The sequence below is a fragment of the Streptomyces sp. NPDC048415 genome (assembly GCF_040651675.1).
GTDB lineage: Bacteria > Actinomycetota > Actinomycetes > Streptomycetales > Streptomycetaceae > Streptomyces.
The window spans coordinates 31,408-47,546 of the sequence record NZ_JBEZKJ010000029.1 but is presented as its reverse complement, the minus strand read 5'-3'; the positions used below and the strand labels follow the sequence as shown (position 1 = coordinate 47,546).

Below are 16,139 nucleotides of genomic sequence, written 5' to 3'. Positions count from 1 at the left end.
CCGCCCTGACGCGCGACACCATGATCAAGGAACTCTACGAACTCGGTGACGCCCCGCCGCTGGGCACGATGCCCCAGCTCATGCACGCCTCCGTGATCCGGCCCGAGCGCTACGGCCGCCCCGCCGACGCGTTCCGCACCGAGGTCGTCGACACCCCGCGGCCGGGCCGCGGCCAGGTGCTGATCAAGGTGATGGCGGCAGGCGTCAACTACAACAACGTGTGGGCCGCGCTCGGCCACCCGGTCGACGTGATCGCCGCCCGGCAGCGGCGCGGAGAGACCGAGGCCTTCCACATCGGCGGGTCCGACGCGTCCGGAGTGGTGTGGGCGGTGGGCGAGGACGTGCGCGCGCTGAAGCCGGGCGACGAGGTGGTGGTGCTCGGCAACCAGTGGGACGAGAGCGCCGAGGACATCCGGCTCGGCGCCGACCCGGCGACGTCGTCCTCGCAGACCGTGTGGGGGTACGAGGAGAACTTCGGCTCCTTCGCGCAGTTCGCGGTCGCCGACGAGTACATGTGCCACCCCAAGCCCCGCCGTCTGTCGTGGGCCGCGGCCTCCTGCTACATGGTCACCGCGGCCACCGCGTACCGGCAGCTGTTCGGCTGGCAGCCCCACACGGTGCGCCCCGGCGACCCGGTACTGATCTGGGGCGGGGCCGGCGGCCTCGGCTGCATGGCCATCCAGCTGGTGCGCTGGGCCGGGGGAGTTCCCGTCGCCGTGGTCTCCAGCGACGAGCGGGGCGAGGAGTGCGTACGCCTCGGTGCCAAGGGCTACATCAACCGGCGCGACTTCGACCACTGGGGGCGGCTGCCGCACACCGACGACCAGGAGGCGATGCAACGCTGGCTGAGCGGCGCCCGCGCCTTCGGCCGCCGCTTCTGGGAGGTCCTGGGCGAGCGCCGGGCACCGCGGGTGGTGCTCGAACACTCCGGCGCCGACACCATCCCGACGTCGATGTACCTGTGCGACAACGCGGGCATGGTCGTCATCTGCGGCGGCAGCACCGGCTACAACGGCGATGTGGACCTGCGCTTCCTGTGGATGCGGCAGAAGCGGCTGCAGGGCTCGCACGCGGCCAACGCCCGGCAGGCCCGTGAGGTCACCGAGCTGATCGACCGCGGCATCATCGACCCCTGCCTGTCACTGACCTACGGTTTCGAGCACATCGGCGACGCCCACCAGCTGCTGCACGACAACGCGCACCCGCCGGGCAACCTCGCGGTCCTGGTCGGCGCGCGGCACCCGCAGGAGGGGGCGGCCGACTGACGTGTCACGTCCGCTACTTCAGCGGACGCGGCACCACCGTGTCGAGGATCTCCTGGACGCGCTCCGCGATGTCGGCGCGGTCGTGGAGCACCCAGGAGATGTGCTGGGCGCCGAAGAACGCGGAGACGAGGACCCGGGCGGTGACGTCCGGGTCCGTCTTGGTGGGCAACTGCCCTTCTTCACGGGCCTGTTGGAACCAGGTGACCAGCGATTCGGTGTAGCCCAGGTACGGCATGGGCAGGTCGGCGCCGATGAGGGAGCGCTCTATCTGCAGCCGGGCGCCCGCCTGGACCATCGTGTCGTCGCGGAAGGCGAGCGCCGTGCGCACCAGGAGCTGGGAGACGGCGTCGAGCGGTGACAGGTCCGCCTCCTGCACCTCCTGCCCGATCACCCCGAGGAGGTGGTAGAACTCCTCGGCCACGGCCTGGGCGAGGGCCTCCTTGTTGGCGAAGTGGAAGTACACGGCGCCCTTGGTCACGCCGGCCAGCTCGGCCACGTCCATGACGGTGACGGCGGGAAAGCCCCGGGTGGCGAAGGCCTCGGCCGCCGCGTCGAGCACCTGCCCGCGGGTGCGCACGGCGCGCTCCTGCTTGAGCCCCGTGTCCTTGCGGCGGGGTGTGGCGTACCGGGTGAGCCGGGACGTCCGGGAGCTGCTTTCCGCGGCCATGGTGTCCATCCTCGCTGAGCTTCCTTGGATCTTCCTTGAAATATACCTTCGGGAATGTATTGTAAGTGACGGCTCGATGAGCTCAAGCGTCGTGCCGATGTTGCCGTCTGCGTGAATGCATTCACTGGGGGTTCAGACCATGCATCAGCCTGCCACCATCCCTGTCGCCATACCCGCGACCGTCCCTGGCGCCATCCCTGTCGACGCGACCGCCGGGCGGCTCGCCGGGCAGGAACCGGCGAGCCGGTCCGACCGCTCCGAGCTCAGCTTTCTGCAGCCCGTTCCGCGCCACATGGTCCACCGGGCCGCGATAGCCGAGGTCTTCCTCACCGACGCCGTCCGCACCGGCGAGCACAGTTTCCTCGTCGCCGCCCAGTGGCCGCGCGACCACGCCCTCTACTCGCCGGGCAGTGACCGCAGGAGCGATCCGCTGCTGTTCATGGAGACGATCCGGCAGTCGCTCGTCTTTCTCGCGCACGCCTTCTACGGCGTCCCGCTCACCCACCGCTTCATCGGCTTCGGCTCGGAGTTCGAGATAACCGACCCGGCCGCGCTGCGCATCGGCGGCGAGCCGGTCCCGGTGGTCCTGGAGGCGCAGTGGCTGTGGGTGGGCAACCGCCCCCCGCACCGCTTCGGCATGCGCCTCGAAGTCATCCTCACTGTCGGCGGACGGACCTGCGGCCGGGGCGCCCTGCACGTCGTCGCCGTCGACGACAAGCGGTACGCGATGCTGCGCGGCCGGGGTGCCAGGCCCGCCGGCGCGGCGGTGCGCGGCCCCGCCCCGCGCGCCCTCGAGCGGGTGCACCCGGCGGCGGTGGGCCGGCTGCGCTCCAAGGACAGCGTCCTGGTGCGCGAACGGGCTGATATGCCCTGGCAGTTGCTCGTCGACGTCGAGCACCCCATCTTCTTCGACCACCCCAGTGACCATGTCCCGCTGATGGTCACGCTCGAAGGCTTCCGTCAGCTCGGCCATCTGCTGCTGAACCCCGGGGACACCGGCCGGTCGGCCGGGCACTCGTTGCTCGGCATGGAGGTCGACTGCCTGGCCTTCGGTGAACTCGACGAACCGATCGACCTCGTCGTGCGCGAGCGGCGTCCCGGCTCCGGCCCCGGCACGGTGCGCCTGGCCACCGACGCCGTACAGGGCGGCAAGGTCCTCACGACCTGCCGGGCGACCTGGGGCGGCGCCGAGGGTCTTGGCGGTGCGCTGGATCACCGGGTCGTCGTCTCCCGTACGGCCTGACCGTCCGCGCCGTCCGCGGGCAGGGTGTCCCACAGGTCGCGTACCCGGTCGGCCAGTCCGCGTCGCTCCATGTCGGGGGCCGTGCAGTAGGCGCCCACCAGGATCACCGTGGCGAGATCGGCGAGCGGTGCGGTGGGCGGCCGGTCGCCCAGCGCACCCTCGGTCCTGGCGCTCTGGACCACCTCGCCGGCGAGGCGGCGCAGATCGTCGAGGAGCCTGGGCGGCTCGGGCGCGGAGTGCGCCTCGTCCAGCACAAGGCGCAGCGCGGCATTGACCCGTACGTCCGACTCGATGCGCTCCGCAAGCCGGCACGACAGCGCGCGCAGCCTCTCGCGCGGCGGGCCGTCCTCCGGGGCGGTCTGCGTGGCGAGCTTCTCCAGCACCTCGTCGAGATGCCCGGTCAGCGCCAGGGCGAGCTGTTCCTTGGACGCGAAATGGCCGTAAAGGGCGCCCTTGGTGAGGCCCGTACGGTCCGCCACGTGCTGGAGGTTGGCGCGCGGGTAGCCGTGCCGGGCGAACTCGGCGGCGGCCGCGTCGAGAACCAGTTCATGGGTGCGGCGGGAGCGCGCCTGCTTGGCCATCGCGAGTCCCTTCCGGTGGGTGAGGTGCGGCCCGGGTACCACGAAAAGAATACCTTCTTGAACGCACTTTTTCTGTTTCCGTACGTCGAATCCCCGCACTTTCGGACAAGGAGCAGTCGTATGCCCCACACCGACACCGACACCGACACCGACACCGTCCGCGTGGCCGCCGAGCACGCCCGACTGGCCGACCGGCAAAGGAGACTGGCGGACGACGTGGTCGCCGGGCTGACCGGGACCGGGCTGCCCCGGCACTTCGTGCCGCACCGCTGGGGCGGGGCGGAGGGGACCTTCGGCGCGGTGCTCGACGCGGTCGCGGCCCTCGCGGAGGGCTGCACCTCGGCCGCCTGGTGCGCCATGCTCTGGGCCGCGCACGGACGCTTCGCCGCCCTGCTGCCCGAGGAAGGGCAGCGTGAACTGTGGGGCGCCACGCCCGACATACGCATCGCCGCAGCCCTCATGCCGCCCTGGGGATCGACCGAACCGACCTCCCGTGGATGGCAGTTGCGGGGCACCTGGCACTGCGTCAGCGGTGTCGACTTCGCCGACTGGGTCCTGGTCGCCGCCCCGGAGCCGTACGAGGACGGCAGGCGGGTACGGGTCTTCGCGGTGCCCGCCCGGGAGGTGACCGTCGAGGACACCTGGGACAGCACGGGGCTGCGCGGCACCGGCAGCCACACGGTGGTGATCCGGGACGCCGTTGTCCCGCACCACCTCTCCTTCCTCCAGGCCGAGTTGATGGGCGGCAGCGACAACCCGGCGCATGCCCGGTGCCACACCGCGCCCGCCCAGCTGGCCGGCGGGATCCTGTTCTGCGCCCCGGCCCTGGGCGCGGCGCGCCGGGCGCTGCGGGTGTGGTCCCAGTGGGCCGCCGCCAAGTCGGCCGGCAGTGGCCGGCCGAACCACGACAGCGCGGCGGTGCGTGACACGCTCGCCACCGCCTCCGCCCGCATCGACGCGGCCGGACTGCTGCTGGAGCGGGCCGCCCGCCGCGCGGACACCGAACCCGTCACGGACCTCCTGGTCGCCGGGAACCAGCGGGACGCCGCCGTCGCCGCCGAGCTGCTGGCCGGCGCGGTGGACCGGCTCTTCCGCACCGGCGGCGCGCACATCCGCGACGCCGGCGGTGAACTCCAGCGGCTGTGGCGGGACGTGCACACCGTCACCTCGCACGGCGTCCTGCGCCTGGAGCCGGTGGCCGCCGCCTACGCCTCGGCCGCGCTGGGGGACGCGTCCGCAGCCGCGGACGCCCGGGCCAACGCCGCCTCGCGCTCCAGGTAGAAGCCGATCTTCCAGTCGAGGTAGCGCAGTGTGGAGTCGAAGTCCCGGGCCTGGATGCGCAGCACATCCCGGTGCGCTTCGAGGAGTTCGCGGCGGGCGGCGATGGTCGAGTCGCCCGCCCGGTACAGCTCCACGTAGTGGTTCATCTCGGCCGGCGCCATCCCGGTGCTGCGCAGATGGTTGAGGAACTCCAGCCAGCGCAGGTGCAGCGGGCTGTAGGCGCGCTCGCCGTAGGGGTCCTCCTCGGCGCTCTCGATCAGCCCCTGGTCCTCGTACCAGCGCAGCGTCTGCGGGTCGAGACCGCTGATGCGGACGACCTCGTCCAGGGAGTAGGTCTTCGTGTGGGTGGTGGATCCGGGTGCGGACATGGTGGTGGCCCTTCGGTGGGGTGGGATCAGCGGCGCCATGAGAGGGCGCCGCGGTGGGCGGAGTGAGCGGTCCTGCCCCATCCGGCCGGGAGCGGGGACTCGTCCTCGGGAGCGCCGGCGGGTACGCCGCGGCGCATCAGGCCGAGCAGGGCCGCGGTCGCGGCGGCGAGCTCCTCCGGGGTGGGCGCGCCGCGCAGGACGCGCAGCAACGCGGCCTCGGTGTCGGCGGGTTCGGCGCTCATATCGGCTGGTTCCCGTGTTTGCGGGAGGGCAGGTCGGCGTGCTTGGCGCGGAGCATGGCGAGCGAGCGGATGAGTACGGCCCGGGTGTCGCGCGGGTCGATCACGTCGTCGACCAGGCCCCGCTCGGCGGCGTAGTAGGGGTGCATCAGCTCGGACTTGTACTCCCGGATGCGGCGGGCCCGTACCGCCTCGGGGTCGTCCGCCGCGGCGATCTCCCGCCGGAAGACGACGTTCGCGGCGCCCTCGGCGCCCATCACGGCGATCTCGTTGGTCGGCCAGGCAAGGGCCAGATCGGCGCCGATGGAACGGGAGTCCATGACGATGTACGCGCCGCCGTACGCCTTGCGCAGCACCAGCGAGATCCGCGGGACGGTCGCGTTGCAGTACGCGTACAGGAGTTTCGCGCCCTTGCGGATGATCCCCTCGTGCTCCTGGCCGACGCCGGGCAGGAAGCCGGGTACGTCGACGAGGGTCACCAGCGGGATGTTGAAGGCGTCGCAGAACTGGACGAAGCGCGCGCCCTTCTCGGAGGCCGCGATGTCCAGCACGCCCGCCATCGCCGCGGGCTGGTTGGCGACCACGCCCACCACATGGCCGTCGAGCCGGGCGAGCGCGCAGATCAGGTTGGCCGCCCAGGTGGGCTGCACCTCGAAGTACTCGCCGTCGTCGACGAGTTCCTCGACCACGCGATGCATGTCGTACGCCTGGTTCGGCTCGGCCGGCACCAGGTCGAGCAGGGCGTCGCAGCGCCGCCCGGGATCGTCGAACGGTTCCGCACGGGGCGGCAGTTCGCGGTTGTTGGGCGGCAGCAGCGACAGCAGATGCCGTACGTCCTCCAGGCAGGCGGCCTCGTCGTCGTAAGCCGCGGCGGCGACCCCGGAGACGGTGGCGTGCACATCGGCGCCGCCGAGTCCGTTGTGGGTGACCTGCTCGCCCGTCACCGCCTGGACGACGTCGGGTCCGGTGATGAACATCTGGGAGATGCCGCGCACCATGAACACGAAGTCGGTCAGCGCCGGGGAGTAGGCCGCACCGCCCGCGCACGGGCCCAGCATCACGCTGATCTGCGGGATCACCCCGGACGCCGCGACATTGCGGGTGAAGATGCCGCCGTAGCCCGCGAGCGCCGAGACGCCCTCCTGGATCCGGGCACCCGCCCCGTCGTTGAGGCTGACGAGCGGCGCCCCGGACGCGAGGGCGAGGTCCATCACCTTGTGGATCTTGGCGGCGTGCGCCTCGCCGAGGGCGCCGCCGAAGATGCGGAAGTCATGGGCGTAGGTGAAGACGGTGCGGCCGTGGACGGTGCCCCAGCCGGTCACCACGCCGTCCGTGTACGGGCGCTTGTCCTCGAGCCCGAAGCCAGTGGCCCGGTGCCTGCGCAGCGGCTCGATCTCGGTGAACGAGCCCTCGTCCAGAAGAAGTTCGACGCGCTCGCGGGCGGTGAGCTTGCCGCGCGCGTGCTGCTGGGCGCTCGCGCCGGGGGCCGGGCCCTCGTGCGCGAGCCGGCGTATGAGCTCGAGTTCGGTGAGGCGGGTGCGGGTGGTGTCGGTGGGTGGGGGTTGAGCGACGGTGCGCTCTTCTATGACGGTCATGCCTGGGCCTGCCTCCGATGGGTCGGCGGTGAGCGTGCGTCCATCATGCGCGATTTAGATTCCTTCGTGAAGGTATTTTATCTGGTCTTTGCCGGGCGGACCCGCCGGCACGAGCCGACGCGGCACGCGCACCGGCGTGCGCGAAGGCCCCGGCCGGAGGGGAGTCCGGGCCGGGGCCTTCGCGCGGTGGGTGAAGGAGTCGTGGCGGTGGCACCGCCGTGACCTGCCTAGTCGCCCGACCGGTGGGTGAGCCGCGGCAGCAGGAGTGCCGTGGCGACGGCCGTCACGAGGAGCATCGCGACGCTGATGACGAAGCTGGTGTCCATGCCGTGCTGGAAGTGGGACGTGTCGGCGATCAGGGCGCCGAACGCCGCCACCGCGAGGCAACTGCCCACCTGGCGGAAGGTGTTGAGGACCGCGGCCGCGGTGCCCGCCCGCTCGGCGTCGATGTTCTCCAGGATCGCCGCGGTCAGCGACGGTACGGCGAGCCCGCCGCCCAGGCCGATCGGGACGAGCAGCAGGACCGGGATCCAGAACGAGGTGTGCGGGGTGACGGTGAGCATCAGCAGCGAACCGCCGGCCATGATCAGCTGGCCGATCGCCATCGGCACCCGGGCACCCTTGCGTGCGGCCAGCTTGACACCCGCCATGTTGACGATGGAGATCAGCGCGCACATCGGAATGAACATCGCGCCCGCGCTGACCGGGGAGGCGCCCCGCACCTGCTGGAAGTACATGCCGAGCAGGAAGATGGCACCGTAGAACACCGCGTTGATGCTGAACCCGGCCGCCAGGCAGACCAGCACCGTGCGGGACTTGAAGATGCTCAGCGGCACCATCGGCTGCTTGGAGCGCGACTGGGTGAGGACAAAGACGGCGACGGCGACGGCGGCCACCACCAGCGTGCCGAGCACGCCCGCGCTGCCCCAGCCCTCACGTCCGCCCTCGATCACGGCGTACGTCAGTCCGGCCAGGGACACCACCACGGAGAGCTGGCCCAGCAGGTCGACCGGGGCCGCACGGCGCGGCGAGGGAGCGATCCGGGTCAGCAGGGCGAGACCGATCGCGCCCACCGGCAGGTTCAGGTAGAACACGGCACGCCAGCTCAGACCGCTGGTGAGCATGCCGCCGACCACCGGACCCACGGCGACCGCCACGGAACCGGCCGCCGTCCAGATCGCGATGGCCCGCGCCCGCTTGCCGGGGTCGGTGTAGGTCTGCCGGATCAGCGCGAGCGAGGCCGGCACCATCAGCGCCGCGGCGCCGCCCTGCACCATCCGGGCGCCGATCAGCGTGCCCAGGTTCGGTGCCAGGCCGCAGGCCAGCGAGGCCACGGTGAACGCGGCCAGACCCCAGGCGTACGCCCTGCTGGCACCGATCCGGTCCGAGAACGTACCGGCGGACAGCATGAAGGCCGCGAACATCAGGGTGTAGCCGTCGACGATCCACTGCAGGTCGGCCATGGAGCCGCGCAGGTTGTCCGAGATGGCGGGCAGGGCGACGTTGACGACCGAGCCGTCGAGGGAGATGACGAAGAAGGCGAGCAGGGCCGCCGCGAGGACGGTGGTGGTGGACGAGCGGCGGGGGGCGGGCGGTTCGCCGGCCGGGGCGACCGGAGTCCGGTCGGTCCGCGGGGCCCGGGTGAGGATGGCCATGGGAACTCTCCTTGTGCGAGGGCGAGTTGGTGGGGGGATGGGGGGATGGGGGGAATCGGGGGGAAGGGTGAGGGGCGGTCAGGCGTCGGCGGGCGCGGCCCTGCGGCGGCTGAGCTCGGCGAACTCCGGGTTGGTGCCGATGACCCCGCCCTCGCCCCAGCGGTTCTGCGGAATCTCGTTGATGTAGACCGTGATCTTGTCGAGGGGTGCGCCGATCACGCGGTGCACCGTCTGCGTCAGCTCCTCGATGAGCTCCTGGCACTTCTCGTCGGTCTGGTTGGGCCATGTGGTCATGGAGAGGATGGGCATGGCGAAGCTCCTTGTGTCGTGCGGCAGTTGAGTTGCGGAAAGGAGAAGGACCGGGCCCGCTACAGGCCGGCCGAGGCCCCACCGTCGAGGGTGATCGCCGCGCCCGCGATGTGCCGGGCGGCGGGGGAGAGCAGGAAGGCGACGAGCCGCGCCACGTCCTGCGGCTCGGCGAGCGTGCCGAGCGGGGTCCCGGCGGCCACCGAGGCGGTGACCTCGTCGGCGGTGGCGCCGGTCCGGTCGCCGAGCGTCTTGGCGATCTCGTCCCACAGCGGGGTGCGCACGGCACCGGGGTCGACCACGTTGACCCGGATCCCGGAGCGCCCGAGGTCCTTGGAGACGGCCTTGGCGAAGGTCGCGAGGGCGGCGTTGACCGCGCTGTTCACCGGGAAGAGCGGGTCGGGATCCTTGCGGAAGACACCGCTGACCAGGACGACCGATCCGCCCCCGGCCTCGGCCATGGGACCGGCGACCGCCCGGGTGAGGCGGACCGCTCCCATCAGCTTGCCGTTGAAGGTGGCCTGCCACATCTCGTCGGTGGTCTCCGCCAGCGGGGCCAGCGGACCATCACCGGCGGTGTGCACCAGGGCGTCCACCCGGCCGAGTTCGGCGACCAGGCCGGCGACGGTGGCGTCCACCGCGGCGGCGTCGTTGATGTCGGTCTCGTAGGTCACCAGGCGGCCCGCGCCGCCGGTGCGGGCGTCGATCAGCTGCCGGGTGCGCTCGAGGCGGGCGGCGTCCCGGCCGAGCAGCGCCACGGTGGCGTCGGACCGGGCGAGCTCCTCGACCACGGCCGTGCCCATGCCGCCGGTGGCGCCGCTGACGGCGATGACGGGGGCGTTGGTTTCCACGGTGTCCTCACATTCCCGGGGTCGGTCCCGGTCGGTGGCGTGTGGGCAACAGGCGTACAGGCAGCCGGAGTTGAGGGGGCCGCTGGACTGCTCCGGTGGACTGATGAGCGCGTCCGGCCTGGTGATGAAGAAGGTAGCGGGATCTCGGAGCGCGCGCAACCATCTAGTTGGTTTTCTGTCGGGACGCGCAGGTGGAGGCATGAAAAAGGGGAGGCCGGCCATGCCGAACTCCCCTCAAGGGACCGCGAATTGTCCGCTCAGACGGACCCCTCCAGCACGTTGTCGATGATGGAGTGGCCGTGCGCCACGATGCTGGCACGCAGCAGTGCCCAGCCGGACTCGGTGTCGCCGTCCGGGCCCAGCATCAGCCGGCGCTGCTGGGGCACGATGAACGCCCAGGACGCGAGGCCGACGAGGGCGATGAGCACCCGGGCGGCCGCCGTGGGGTCGTCGATGCCGAGCGCGATGCTGAGCGCGACGGTCTTGTGGACGTAGTACGCCTCGCGTTCCTTCTCGTCCGGGATCGGGCGGTCGCGGTAGTGCAGACCCTCCCAGGCGAGCAGTCGGACCAGGTCGGACTCGCGGTGGTAGTCGAAGACCTCGCCCACGTAGGCGCGCAGCCCCTCCTCCGTGGTGGGGATGGGGACGACCTCGGACATGTGCGCGTACACGCGGGTCATGACGGCCGCGAACAGGGCTTCCTTGTTGCCGAAGTAGGCGTAGATGCGCTGCTTGTTCACGCCGGAGCGCTCGGCGATCCGGTCCACGCGCGCACCGGCGAGCCCGTGCTCGGAGAACTCGGCCTCGGCGGCTTCCAGGAGCTTCTCGCGCGTCTGCTGTCCCTTGGGTGTTTCTGCCATGGGGCGAGCCTAGTCCAGAGCAAAACCAACTGGATAGTTCTCGGTGTCCGCAGAAAAACCAACTAGATGGTTGCATCCACGCCGGTACTCCTCTACGGTTCTTCACATCGGCCCCGCCGCCCCGGAAATCCGGTGCTGGGAACGGCAGTTCAGCTCCCCGCTCCGCGGCAGGCCTCGTACGTCAGTCAGTGACAGCTGCACCTGCTCCTCCCGCCCGCGGCACACCTCCCTCGGTGAGGACCGCCCCATCAAGGAGATCCACATGTCAGCCACCACCCGGACCCTGCTGATCGTCGGTGACCGTTTTGTCGGATTCGCCGCGCAAGAGGACGTACTCACCGTCACGCAGTTCATCGAGGAAATGCGGCTGGGGGTGTACTCGTGGGACGCCCAGCCGATCCAGGTCCGGGCCGGACAGGGCGTCACCGCCGACGCCTGGGAGGTGGTGTACGAGCAGGCCCTGCTGCTCGGTCTCGCCTCGCGGCTCGACTTCCACTACGAGGAACCGCTGCTCGCGGCCCGCGGCGAGGCGCACAAACACCGCAGTAGCAACACCCTGATAGCCGACCTGCGGCGCGCGGAGGAGACGCTCTTCACGGCGAACCTGCGCGTCCACAACGACAACGAGCTGCTGATCGACCACCAGACCGGCGAGCACGTCCAGGGCATGGTGGCCGTGGAGACCGCCCGGCAGATGTTCCTCGCCGTCAGCGAGCGCTACCACGCCTCCCGGCACCTGGAGAGGTCGTACTACTACGTCATCGAGTCGATGAACACCGACTTCGAGAACTTCCTCTTCCCGCTCGACGCCACGATCGAGTACCGCACGCTCAGGGCCGAGACGGACAACCCCGGCCGGCTCTCCTTCGCCGCGGAGATCAGCGTCCACCAGGCCGGCCGCCGGGCCTCGGTCACCACCGTCACGTACACCGCCTTCGACGCGCGGGTCATCGAGGCCAAGGAGCACCGCCGGGCGCGGTTCGCGGTGGAGCACGCGGTACGGACGGACTCGGCCGCCGTGCCGGTCGACGCGCCGGTGCTCGTCGGAGCCTGAGCAACCTTCGTCAACTACCGCTTCGTATCGCCCCTTTCACCGATCACCACACACCTCAAGGAGACCGTCATGTCCGCCGCCCTGATCACCGCCACCGAGCTCTTCGCCAAGCCCGAGCAGCTCGACGCCGTCGCCGAGGCCTGGCAGCAGCACAACGACGCGTCCGGCTTCGCGGGCCGGATCCTCTACCGCGGTCTGGAGAGCAACTCCGTCCTGGAGCTCGCGCCGCTGGATGGCTTCGAGCAGATGGAGAAGCTGCGCGCCGACTGGTGGAAGCTGTGGGAGGCCGTCGGCCCGCTGGGCGAGGGTGACTTCCGCCGCCAGTTCCTGCAGTTCGTCGAGGCGCCCAAGCCGGCCGCCGGCGCCCTGCCCGACACCCGGTACGTGCAGATGCGCCACGTCGAGGTCGTGCCGCGCGTCTACCGCCAGTACCGCGCCTGGCGCGAGGAGACCATCTTCGACGTCGTGCGCACCTCCGCCGAGGTCGAGAGCTTCCAGGCGTTCCACTCGCTGGCCAGCACCGAGCCCGGCGTGATGTTCGTGTCCGGCTTCAACGCCGACCCCGCGAAATACATGGAGGCCTTCACCTCCCCGCGTTACCAGCAGATCGTCCGCGAGGCGGGCGACACCTACATCACCGGAGGCGACAACGGCCTGTACACCCGCATCTACGAGCGCGTCACCGCTGCCTGATCCCCTGCCGGGCCCTTGGGCCCGCCCGCCCCGCGGCCGGTCGCGGGACCCCTCGTAAGGCGTCCCGCGGCCGGCCGTTCGTACCGGCACCCGCGTATGGGCCGTACCGGCACCTACATAAGGACAAGGAGTGCGGACATGACCATCACGTCCGAGGTGGCCCCCGCCACCGCGATGACCCGGACCTACGACCTGAGCGTCACCACCCAGGGCCCGCTGTACCCGCCGAGCGAAATAGTCGACGAGAACGGTGACTTCGTCGTCATCGGGCGGATCAACCGCCCCGGCCCCGACGGCGCCACCGTCTCCGAGTGGGGGAGCGCGGTGGTCTCCCCGGGCAGCCCGCTGCCGCCGCTCGGCCAGAACCTGCCGTACGACATCCTCCGCGAGCTCGACTGCGCGGACCCCACGTCGGCCGACTCCGAGACCCAGCTCCACACCCTCCCTCTCCCTCTGCCGTGCAACAACTACCCGATGCTCTTCGCCCCGGAGCAGCGTCCCGACGCACACGAGGTCAGGCGCCCGAGCTATCCGCTGCACGGCGCGCCGATCCCGGACCTGCGCGAGGAGGACGGACCCAAGGTGCGCGCGCCCATCATGCTCGGCCAGTGGGTCAAGGCCCGCGCCCAGCTCGAGGTCCATGTACCGGCCCACCGGCGCGCCGCCGACTTCAAGTTCGCCTTCACCGGCCTGATCCCGGACAGCCTCTACACGGTCATGTCCCTGCGCGAGCACGACCTCGACCCGGCGGGCCCGACCCGCCCCGGACCGCTCGGCGTGCCCAACGCCTTCATCAGCGACAGCAACGGGATGGCGCACTACCGGGCCACGCTCCCCAACCCGTTTCCGGCGGCAGGCACCCCGGGCTCGAACCGGGTGATCAACGTGGTGGTGCTGTGGATGAGCTACCAGCAGAACTACGGCGGCGCGATCGGCCACTTCGGACTCGGCGGCGACATCCACGCCCAGCTGAAGCTGAAGGGCCCGAGCTTCCTGGAGTTCACGACGATCCCGGCGTCCTCGTCCTGACCGCCCTTCCCCGACAAGGAGTTCGACCATGACCACCATCGGAATCATCAGCACCGGTTCGTATCTGCCCGCCACCGTCGTCGACAACGCCGAGGTAGGCGCCGAGGCCGGGGTGAGCGCGGAATGGATCGAGCACAAGACCGGCATACGACAGCGCCGCCGCGCCGCACCCCACGAGGCCACGTCGGACCTCGCGGCGAGGGCGGCCCAGCAAGCCCTGGAACAGGCGGGCTTGACGCCGCAGGAGGTCGCGTACGTCGTCGTCGCCACCTCGACCCCCGACCACCCGCAACCCGCCACCGCCGCCATCGTCCAGGGCCTGATCGGCGCGACCCGAGCCGCGGCGTTCGACGTCAACTCCGTGTGCAGCGGCTTCATGTTCGCGATGACGGCGGCGGAACGGATGCTGCGAGCGGAGCCGGCCCGCGACGACGGGAAGGGGGCGAAGGGCCCGTACGCCCTGGTGATCGGCGCGGACATCTACTCCCGCATCCTGGACCGGGCCGACCGCAAGACGGCGATCCTGTTCGGTGACGGCGCGGGCGCCGTGGTCCTCGGTCCGGTGCCGTCCCGGCTCGGCGGCATGGTGACGAACCTGACCACGCGCGGCGACCAGCACCGGCTGATCAGCGTCCCGGCGGGCGGCAGCAGGCGCCCGGCCTCGGCGGCCACCCTGGAGGAGGGCGCCCACTACTTCACGATGGACGGCCGAGGCGTGCGCGGCTTCGTGCACGAGAACCTGCCCGGCGCGATCCACGAACTCCTCGCCACGGCCGCCGTGGGCGGCCGCGAGGTCCGCCACTTCGTCCCCCACCAGGCCAACGGTGTGATGCTCGCCGAGGTCTGGCCCGACCTCGGCCTGGACGCCGCCCGCATGCACCTCGCCCTCGCCCACTACGGCAACACCGGTGCGGCCTCGGTGCCCATCACCCTGGACCTGGCGCACCGGCGCGGTCTGTTCACCGAGGGGGATGTGACGGTCCTCTCGGCGTTCGGCGGGGGCATGTCGGTCGGCTCGACCCTGCTGCGGTGGGCACCGACGCGGCACGCCCGGCCCGCCCGGCACAGCGCGCAGGCCGCCGCCGGGCTGCGGACACCGTCCGCGGCACACCGTGAGCCTGCGCTGGCGGGAGCGCGCTGAAGGAGACAGGCTCGGCGGCGGGAGCACGACGCACCGGCTCAGCCCCAACCCACCCATGGAGGAACCGAGATGACCATCCTGGACACCGCACCGATGACACCCCTGACGGCCGCCCCCAGGCTGTACGTCCTGGCCAACGGCACGCTCGCCTCGGTCCAGCGCGACGGCAGCTGGTACCTGATAGATACGAGCCCCGGAGCGAAGGCGCCCGTTCTGCGCCTGGCGGGGGACACCGACGACGAGGTACTGGAACCCCACATCTGCCGGAGCATCGACTGAGCGCGCGAGCACACCACGAACCTCCCACCCCCGCATACGAGTTGAGGGACGGCGACCCGGAAAGGGCGACCGTCCCTCAACTCGTACGGGGGGAGTTCCTAATCGAGGGGCAGGGCGCAGTTGCCGGAGCAGGCCCCGGAGAGCTCGTCATGACCCATGGACCAACAGGCCAGCGCGCAACCGGAGTCGGCGCTCGCGGTCTGCTCCCGGCGCCGGTCCAGATACGCCCGTACGGCGGGGTCGTCGCCGACGCCGCGCGGGTTGCCGACGCAGTCGAGCAGCGGAAAGTCGGAGGGGTGGTCGCCGTAGGCGAAGCAGTCCCGCGGGTTGACCCAGGGGTGCTCGGCGAGCATCCGCAGCGCCACGGCCCGCTTGCCCTCGCCGATGACCGGCTCGGTCACGTCACCGGTGTAGTGCCCGTTCTCGACGCCGGGAGAGGTGCACAGCACGTGATCAGCCCCCACCCGCTCGGCGACGGGGGCCAGACAGGGCAGGAAGGACCCCGAGACGAGGACGATCTGCGCCCCGGCGGCCCGATGACGCTCCAGCTCGGCCACGGTGTCCCGGATGAAGAAGCCCGGGTCGGCGGAGCTGAGCGCGAACCACTCCCGACCCAGCGCGGTCATCTCGGCCACGCTCTGGCCGGCGTAGGCGCGGTAGTACGCCCGATTGACGCTCTCCCGGGGCGCCCCGTCGGCCGACTGCCGCCGCAACTCCCCGGCGATCCGCTGATACCGCGCCTCCCCGTCCGCTCCCTGCCGCCGCACCAGCTGAAACCGCAGGAACTCGAACATGCTCTTGCAGTCGATCAGCGTCTCGTCGACATCACAGAACACCAGATACGGCGGCCGACGCACCCCGCCCCCGGCCCCTACTCCCTCAGTCACGGCAAGACTCATCAGTCAGACCTCCCCCTCGTGAAAAACATTCCTTCGGGAAGGTATCACTCGCTCGGGCGGGAATTCCAGGGTGCGGGGCGGCAGCCCCAGGCTGGTTTTCGCCGACCTCTGCTGCAGGAGGGGGAGACGGCGG

At 71.1% G+C, this 16,139-nt stretch carries 18 protein-coding genes; 8 read left to right on the top strand and 10 right to left on the bottom strand.

Annotated features, from left to right (window positions below):
* The first annotated feature begins 20 nt into the window (after positions 1-20).
* Positions 21-1,265 (top strand): crotonyl-CoA carboxylase/reductase, encoded by a 1,245-nt coding sequence (gene ccrA, locus AB0D27_RS20545; protein WP_362510612.1) that lies wholly within the window; start codon positions 21-23, stop codon positions 1,263-1,265.
* A 13-nt stretch (positions 1,266-1,278) separates the two neighbouring features.
* Here the strand turns inward: ccrA and AB0D27_RS20540 are convergent, their stop codons facing one another.
* A complete protein-coding gene (locus AB0D27_RS20540) occupies positions 1,279-1,941 on the bottom strand; it encodes a ScbR family autoregulator-binding transcription factor (protein ID WP_362510503.1) in 663 nt (220 codons plus the stop codon).
* 130 nt (positions 1,942-2,071) lie between these two features.
* Here AB0D27_RS20540 and AB0D27_RS20535 point away from each other — a divergent pair, with 130 nt between their 5' ends.
* Positions 2,072-3,175 carry a ScbA/BarX family gamma-butyrolactone biosynthesis protein gene (locus AB0D27_RS20535; RefSeq protein WP_362510501.1) on the top strand — a complete coding sequence of 368 codons (1,104 nt, stop codon included), beginning with the start codon at positions 2,072-2,074 and terminating at the stop codon, positions 3,173-3,175.
* Here AB0D27_RS20535 and AB0D27_RS20530 read toward each other — a convergent pair.
* Positions 3,145-3,756 (bottom strand): TetR/AcrR family transcriptional regulator, encoded by a 612-nt coding sequence (locus AB0D27_RS20530; protein ID WP_362510498.1) that lies wholly within the window; start codon positions 3,754-3,756, stop codon positions 3,145-3,147. The two genes, AB0D27_RS20535 and AB0D27_RS20530, sit on opposite strands and share 31 nt — an antisense overlap.
* Positions 3,757-3,876: 120 nt before the next feature.
* On the opposite strand from AB0D27_RS20530, the gene AB0D27_RS20525 reads away from it, so the two are divergent.
* Positions 3,877-5,037, top strand: coding sequence for an acyl-CoA dehydrogenase family protein (locus AB0D27_RS20525; protein ID WP_362510495.1), 1,161 nt, complete (start codon positions 3,877-3,879; stop codon positions 5,035-5,037).
* On the opposite strand, the gene AB0D27_RS20520 is transcribed toward AB0D27_RS20525, so the two are convergent.
* From AB0D27_RS20520 to AB0D27_RS20490, 7 genes are all read right to left on the bottom strand, one after another.
* Complete coding sequence (locus tag AB0D27_RS20520) at positions 4,962-5,405, bottom strand: MerR family transcriptional regulator (RefSeq protein ID WP_362510492.1); 444 nt, start codon at positions 5,403-5,405, stop codon at positions 4,962-4,964. The genes AB0D27_RS20525 and AB0D27_RS20520 overlap by 76 nt on opposite strands.
* A gap of 26 nt (positions 5,406-5,431) precedes the next feature.
* Complete coding sequence (locus AB0D27_RS20515; RefSeq protein ID WP_362510489.1) at positions 5,432-5,647, bottom strand: acyl-CoA carboxylase epsilon subunit; 216 nt, start codon at positions 5,645-5,647, stop codon at positions 5,432-5,434.
* Complete coding sequence (locus AB0D27_RS20510) at positions 5,644-7,239, bottom strand: acyl-CoA carboxylase subunit beta (protein ID WP_362510486.1); 1,596 nt, start codon at positions 7,237-7,239, stop codon at positions 5,644-5,646. The genes AB0D27_RS20515 and AB0D27_RS20510 overlap by 4 nt, the downstream gene beginning before the upstream one ends.
* A gap of 227 nt (positions 7,240-7,466) precedes the next feature.
* Positions 7,467-8,894, bottom strand: a complete 1,428-nt coding sequence (locus AB0D27_RS20505) for an MFS transporter (protein ID WP_362510483.1) — start codon at positions 8,892-8,894, stop codon at positions 7,467-7,469.
* A 78-nt stretch (positions 8,895-8,972) separates the two neighbouring features.
* Positions 8,973-9,203 carry a tautomerase family protein gene (locus AB0D27_RS20500; RefSeq protein ID WP_362510480.1) on the bottom strand — a complete coding sequence of 77 codons (231 nt, stop codon included), beginning with the start codon at positions 9,201-9,203 and terminating at the stop codon, positions 8,973-8,975.
* Between the two features lie 59 nt (positions 9,204-9,262).
* The gene (locus AB0D27_RS20495; RefSeq protein WP_362510477.1) at positions 9,263-10,051 is read right to left on the bottom strand and encodes an SDR family oxidoreductase; all 789 of its coding nucleotides are present in this window, start codon (positions 10,049-10,051) and stop codon (positions 9,263-9,265) included.
* A 257-nt stretch (positions 10,052-10,308) separates the two neighbouring features.
* Positions 10,309-10,911 carry a TetR/AcrR family transcriptional regulator gene (locus AB0D27_RS20490; RefSeq protein ID WP_362510474.1) on the bottom strand — a complete coding sequence of 201 codons (603 nt, stop codon included), beginning with the start codon at positions 10,909-10,911 and terminating at the stop codon, positions 10,309-10,311.
* A 262-nt stretch (positions 10,912-11,173) separates the two neighbouring features.
* On the opposite strand from AB0D27_RS20490, the gene AB0D27_RS20485 reads away from it, so the two are divergent.
* From AB0D27_RS20485 to AB0D27_RS20465, 5 genes are all read left to right on the top strand, one after another.
* The gene (locus tag AB0D27_RS20485; RefSeq protein ID WP_362510471.1) at positions 11,174-11,965 is read left to right on the top strand and encodes an AfsA-related hotdog domain-containing protein; all 792 of its coding nucleotides are present in this window, start codon (positions 11,174-11,176) and stop codon (positions 11,963-11,965) included.
* 69 nt (positions 11,966-12,034) lie between these two features.
* Entirely contained in the window at positions 12,035-12,658 is a 624-nt protein-coding gene (locus tag AB0D27_RS20480) for a hypothetical protein (protein WP_362510468.1), read from the top strand.
* A gap of 138 nt (positions 12,659-12,796) precedes the next feature.
* Positions 12,797-13,687 carry a hypothetical protein gene (locus AB0D27_RS20475; protein WP_362510465.1) on the top strand — a complete coding sequence of 297 codons (891 nt, stop codon included), beginning with the start codon at positions 12,797-12,799 and terminating at the stop codon, positions 13,685-13,687.
* Positions 13,688-13,715: 28 nt separating this feature from the next.
* Positions 13,716-14,828 (top strand): ketoacyl-ACP synthase III, encoded by a 1,113-nt coding sequence (locus AB0D27_RS20470; RefSeq protein WP_362510462.1) that lies wholly within the window; start codon positions 13,716-13,718, stop codon positions 14,826-14,828.
* A gap of 69 nt (positions 14,829-14,897) precedes the next feature.
* Entirely contained in the window at positions 14,898-15,107 is a 210-nt protein-coding gene (locus tag AB0D27_RS20465; RefSeq protein ID WP_362510459.1) for a hypothetical protein, read from the top strand.
* 98 nt (positions 15,108-15,205) lie between these two features.
* Here the strand turns inward: AB0D27_RS20465 and AB0D27_RS20460 are convergent, their stop codons facing one another.
* Entirely contained in the window at positions 15,206-15,994 is a 789-nt protein-coding gene (locus tag AB0D27_RS20460) for an HAD family hydrolase (RefSeq protein ID WP_362510456.1), read from the bottom strand.
* Positions 15,995-16,139: the final 145 nt, after the last annotated feature.

What these genes read in the sequence shown, in the direction of transcription:
- AB0D27_RS20480 (WP_362510468.1), top strand. Translation starts at nt 12,035, where the DNA reads ATGTCCGCCGCCCTGATCACCGCCACCGAGCTCTTCGCCAAGCCCGAG.
- AB0D27_RS20475 (WP_362510465.1), top strand. Translation starts at nt 12,797, where the DNA reads ATGACCATCACGTCCGAGGTGGCCCCCGCCACCGCGATGACCCGGACC.
- AB0D27_RS20520 (WP_362510492.1), bottom strand. Translation starts at nt 5,405, where the DNA reads ATGTCCGCACCCGGATCCACCACCCACACGAAGACCTACTCCCTGGAC.
- ccrA (WP_362510612.1), top strand. Translation starts at nt 21, where the DNA reads ATGATCAAGGAACTCTACGAACTCGGTGACGCCCCGCCGCTGGGCACG.
- AB0D27_RS20465 (WP_362510459.1), top strand. Translation starts at nt 14,898, where the DNA reads ATGACCATCCTGGACACCGCACCGATGACACCCCTGACGGCCGCCCCC.
- AB0D27_RS20470 (WP_362510462.1), top strand. Translation starts at nt 13,716, where the DNA reads ATGACCACCATCGGAATCATCAGCACCGGTTCGTATCTGCCCGCCACC.
- AB0D27_RS20540 (WP_362510503.1), bottom strand. Translation starts at nt 1,941, where the DNA reads ATGGACACCATGGCCGCGGAAAGCAGCTCCCGGACGTCCCGGCTCACC.
- AB0D27_RS20515 (WP_362510489.1), bottom strand. Translation starts at nt 5,647, where the DNA reads ATGAGCGCCGAACCCGCCGACACCGAGGCCGCGTTGCTGCGCGTCCTG.
- AB0D27_RS20505 (WP_362510483.1), bottom strand. Translation starts at nt 8,894, where the DNA reads ATGGCCATCCTCACCCGGGCCCCGCGGACCGACCGGACTCCGGTCGCC.
- AB0D27_RS20490 (WP_362510474.1), bottom strand. Translation starts at nt 10,911, where the DNA reads ATGGCAGAAACACCCAAGGGACAGCAGACGCGCGAGAAGCTCCTGGAA.
- AB0D27_RS20530 (WP_362510498.1), bottom strand. Translation starts at nt 3,756, where the DNA reads ATGGCCAAGCAGGCGCGCTCCCGCCGCACCCATGAACTGGTTCTCGAC.
- AB0D27_RS20500 (WP_362510480.1), bottom strand. Translation starts at nt 9,203, where the DNA reads ATGCCCATCCTCTCCATGACCACATGGCCCAACCAGACCGACGAGAAG.
- AB0D27_RS20485 (WP_362510471.1), top strand. Translation starts at nt 11,174, where the DNA reads ATGTCAGCCACCACCCGGACCCTGCTGATCGTCGGTGACCGTTTTGTC.
- AB0D27_RS20535 (WP_362510501.1), top strand. Translation starts at nt 2,072, where the DNA reads ATGCATCAGCCTGCCACCATCCCTGTCGCCATACCCGCGACCGTCCCT.
- AB0D27_RS20525 (WP_362510495.1), top strand. Translation starts at nt 3,877, where the DNA reads ATGCCCCACACCGACACCGACACCGACACCGACACCGTCCGCGTGGCC.
- AB0D27_RS20510 (WP_362510486.1), bottom strand. Translation starts at nt 7,239, where the DNA reads ATGACCGTCATAGAAGAGCGCACCGTCGCTCAACCCCCACCCACCGAC.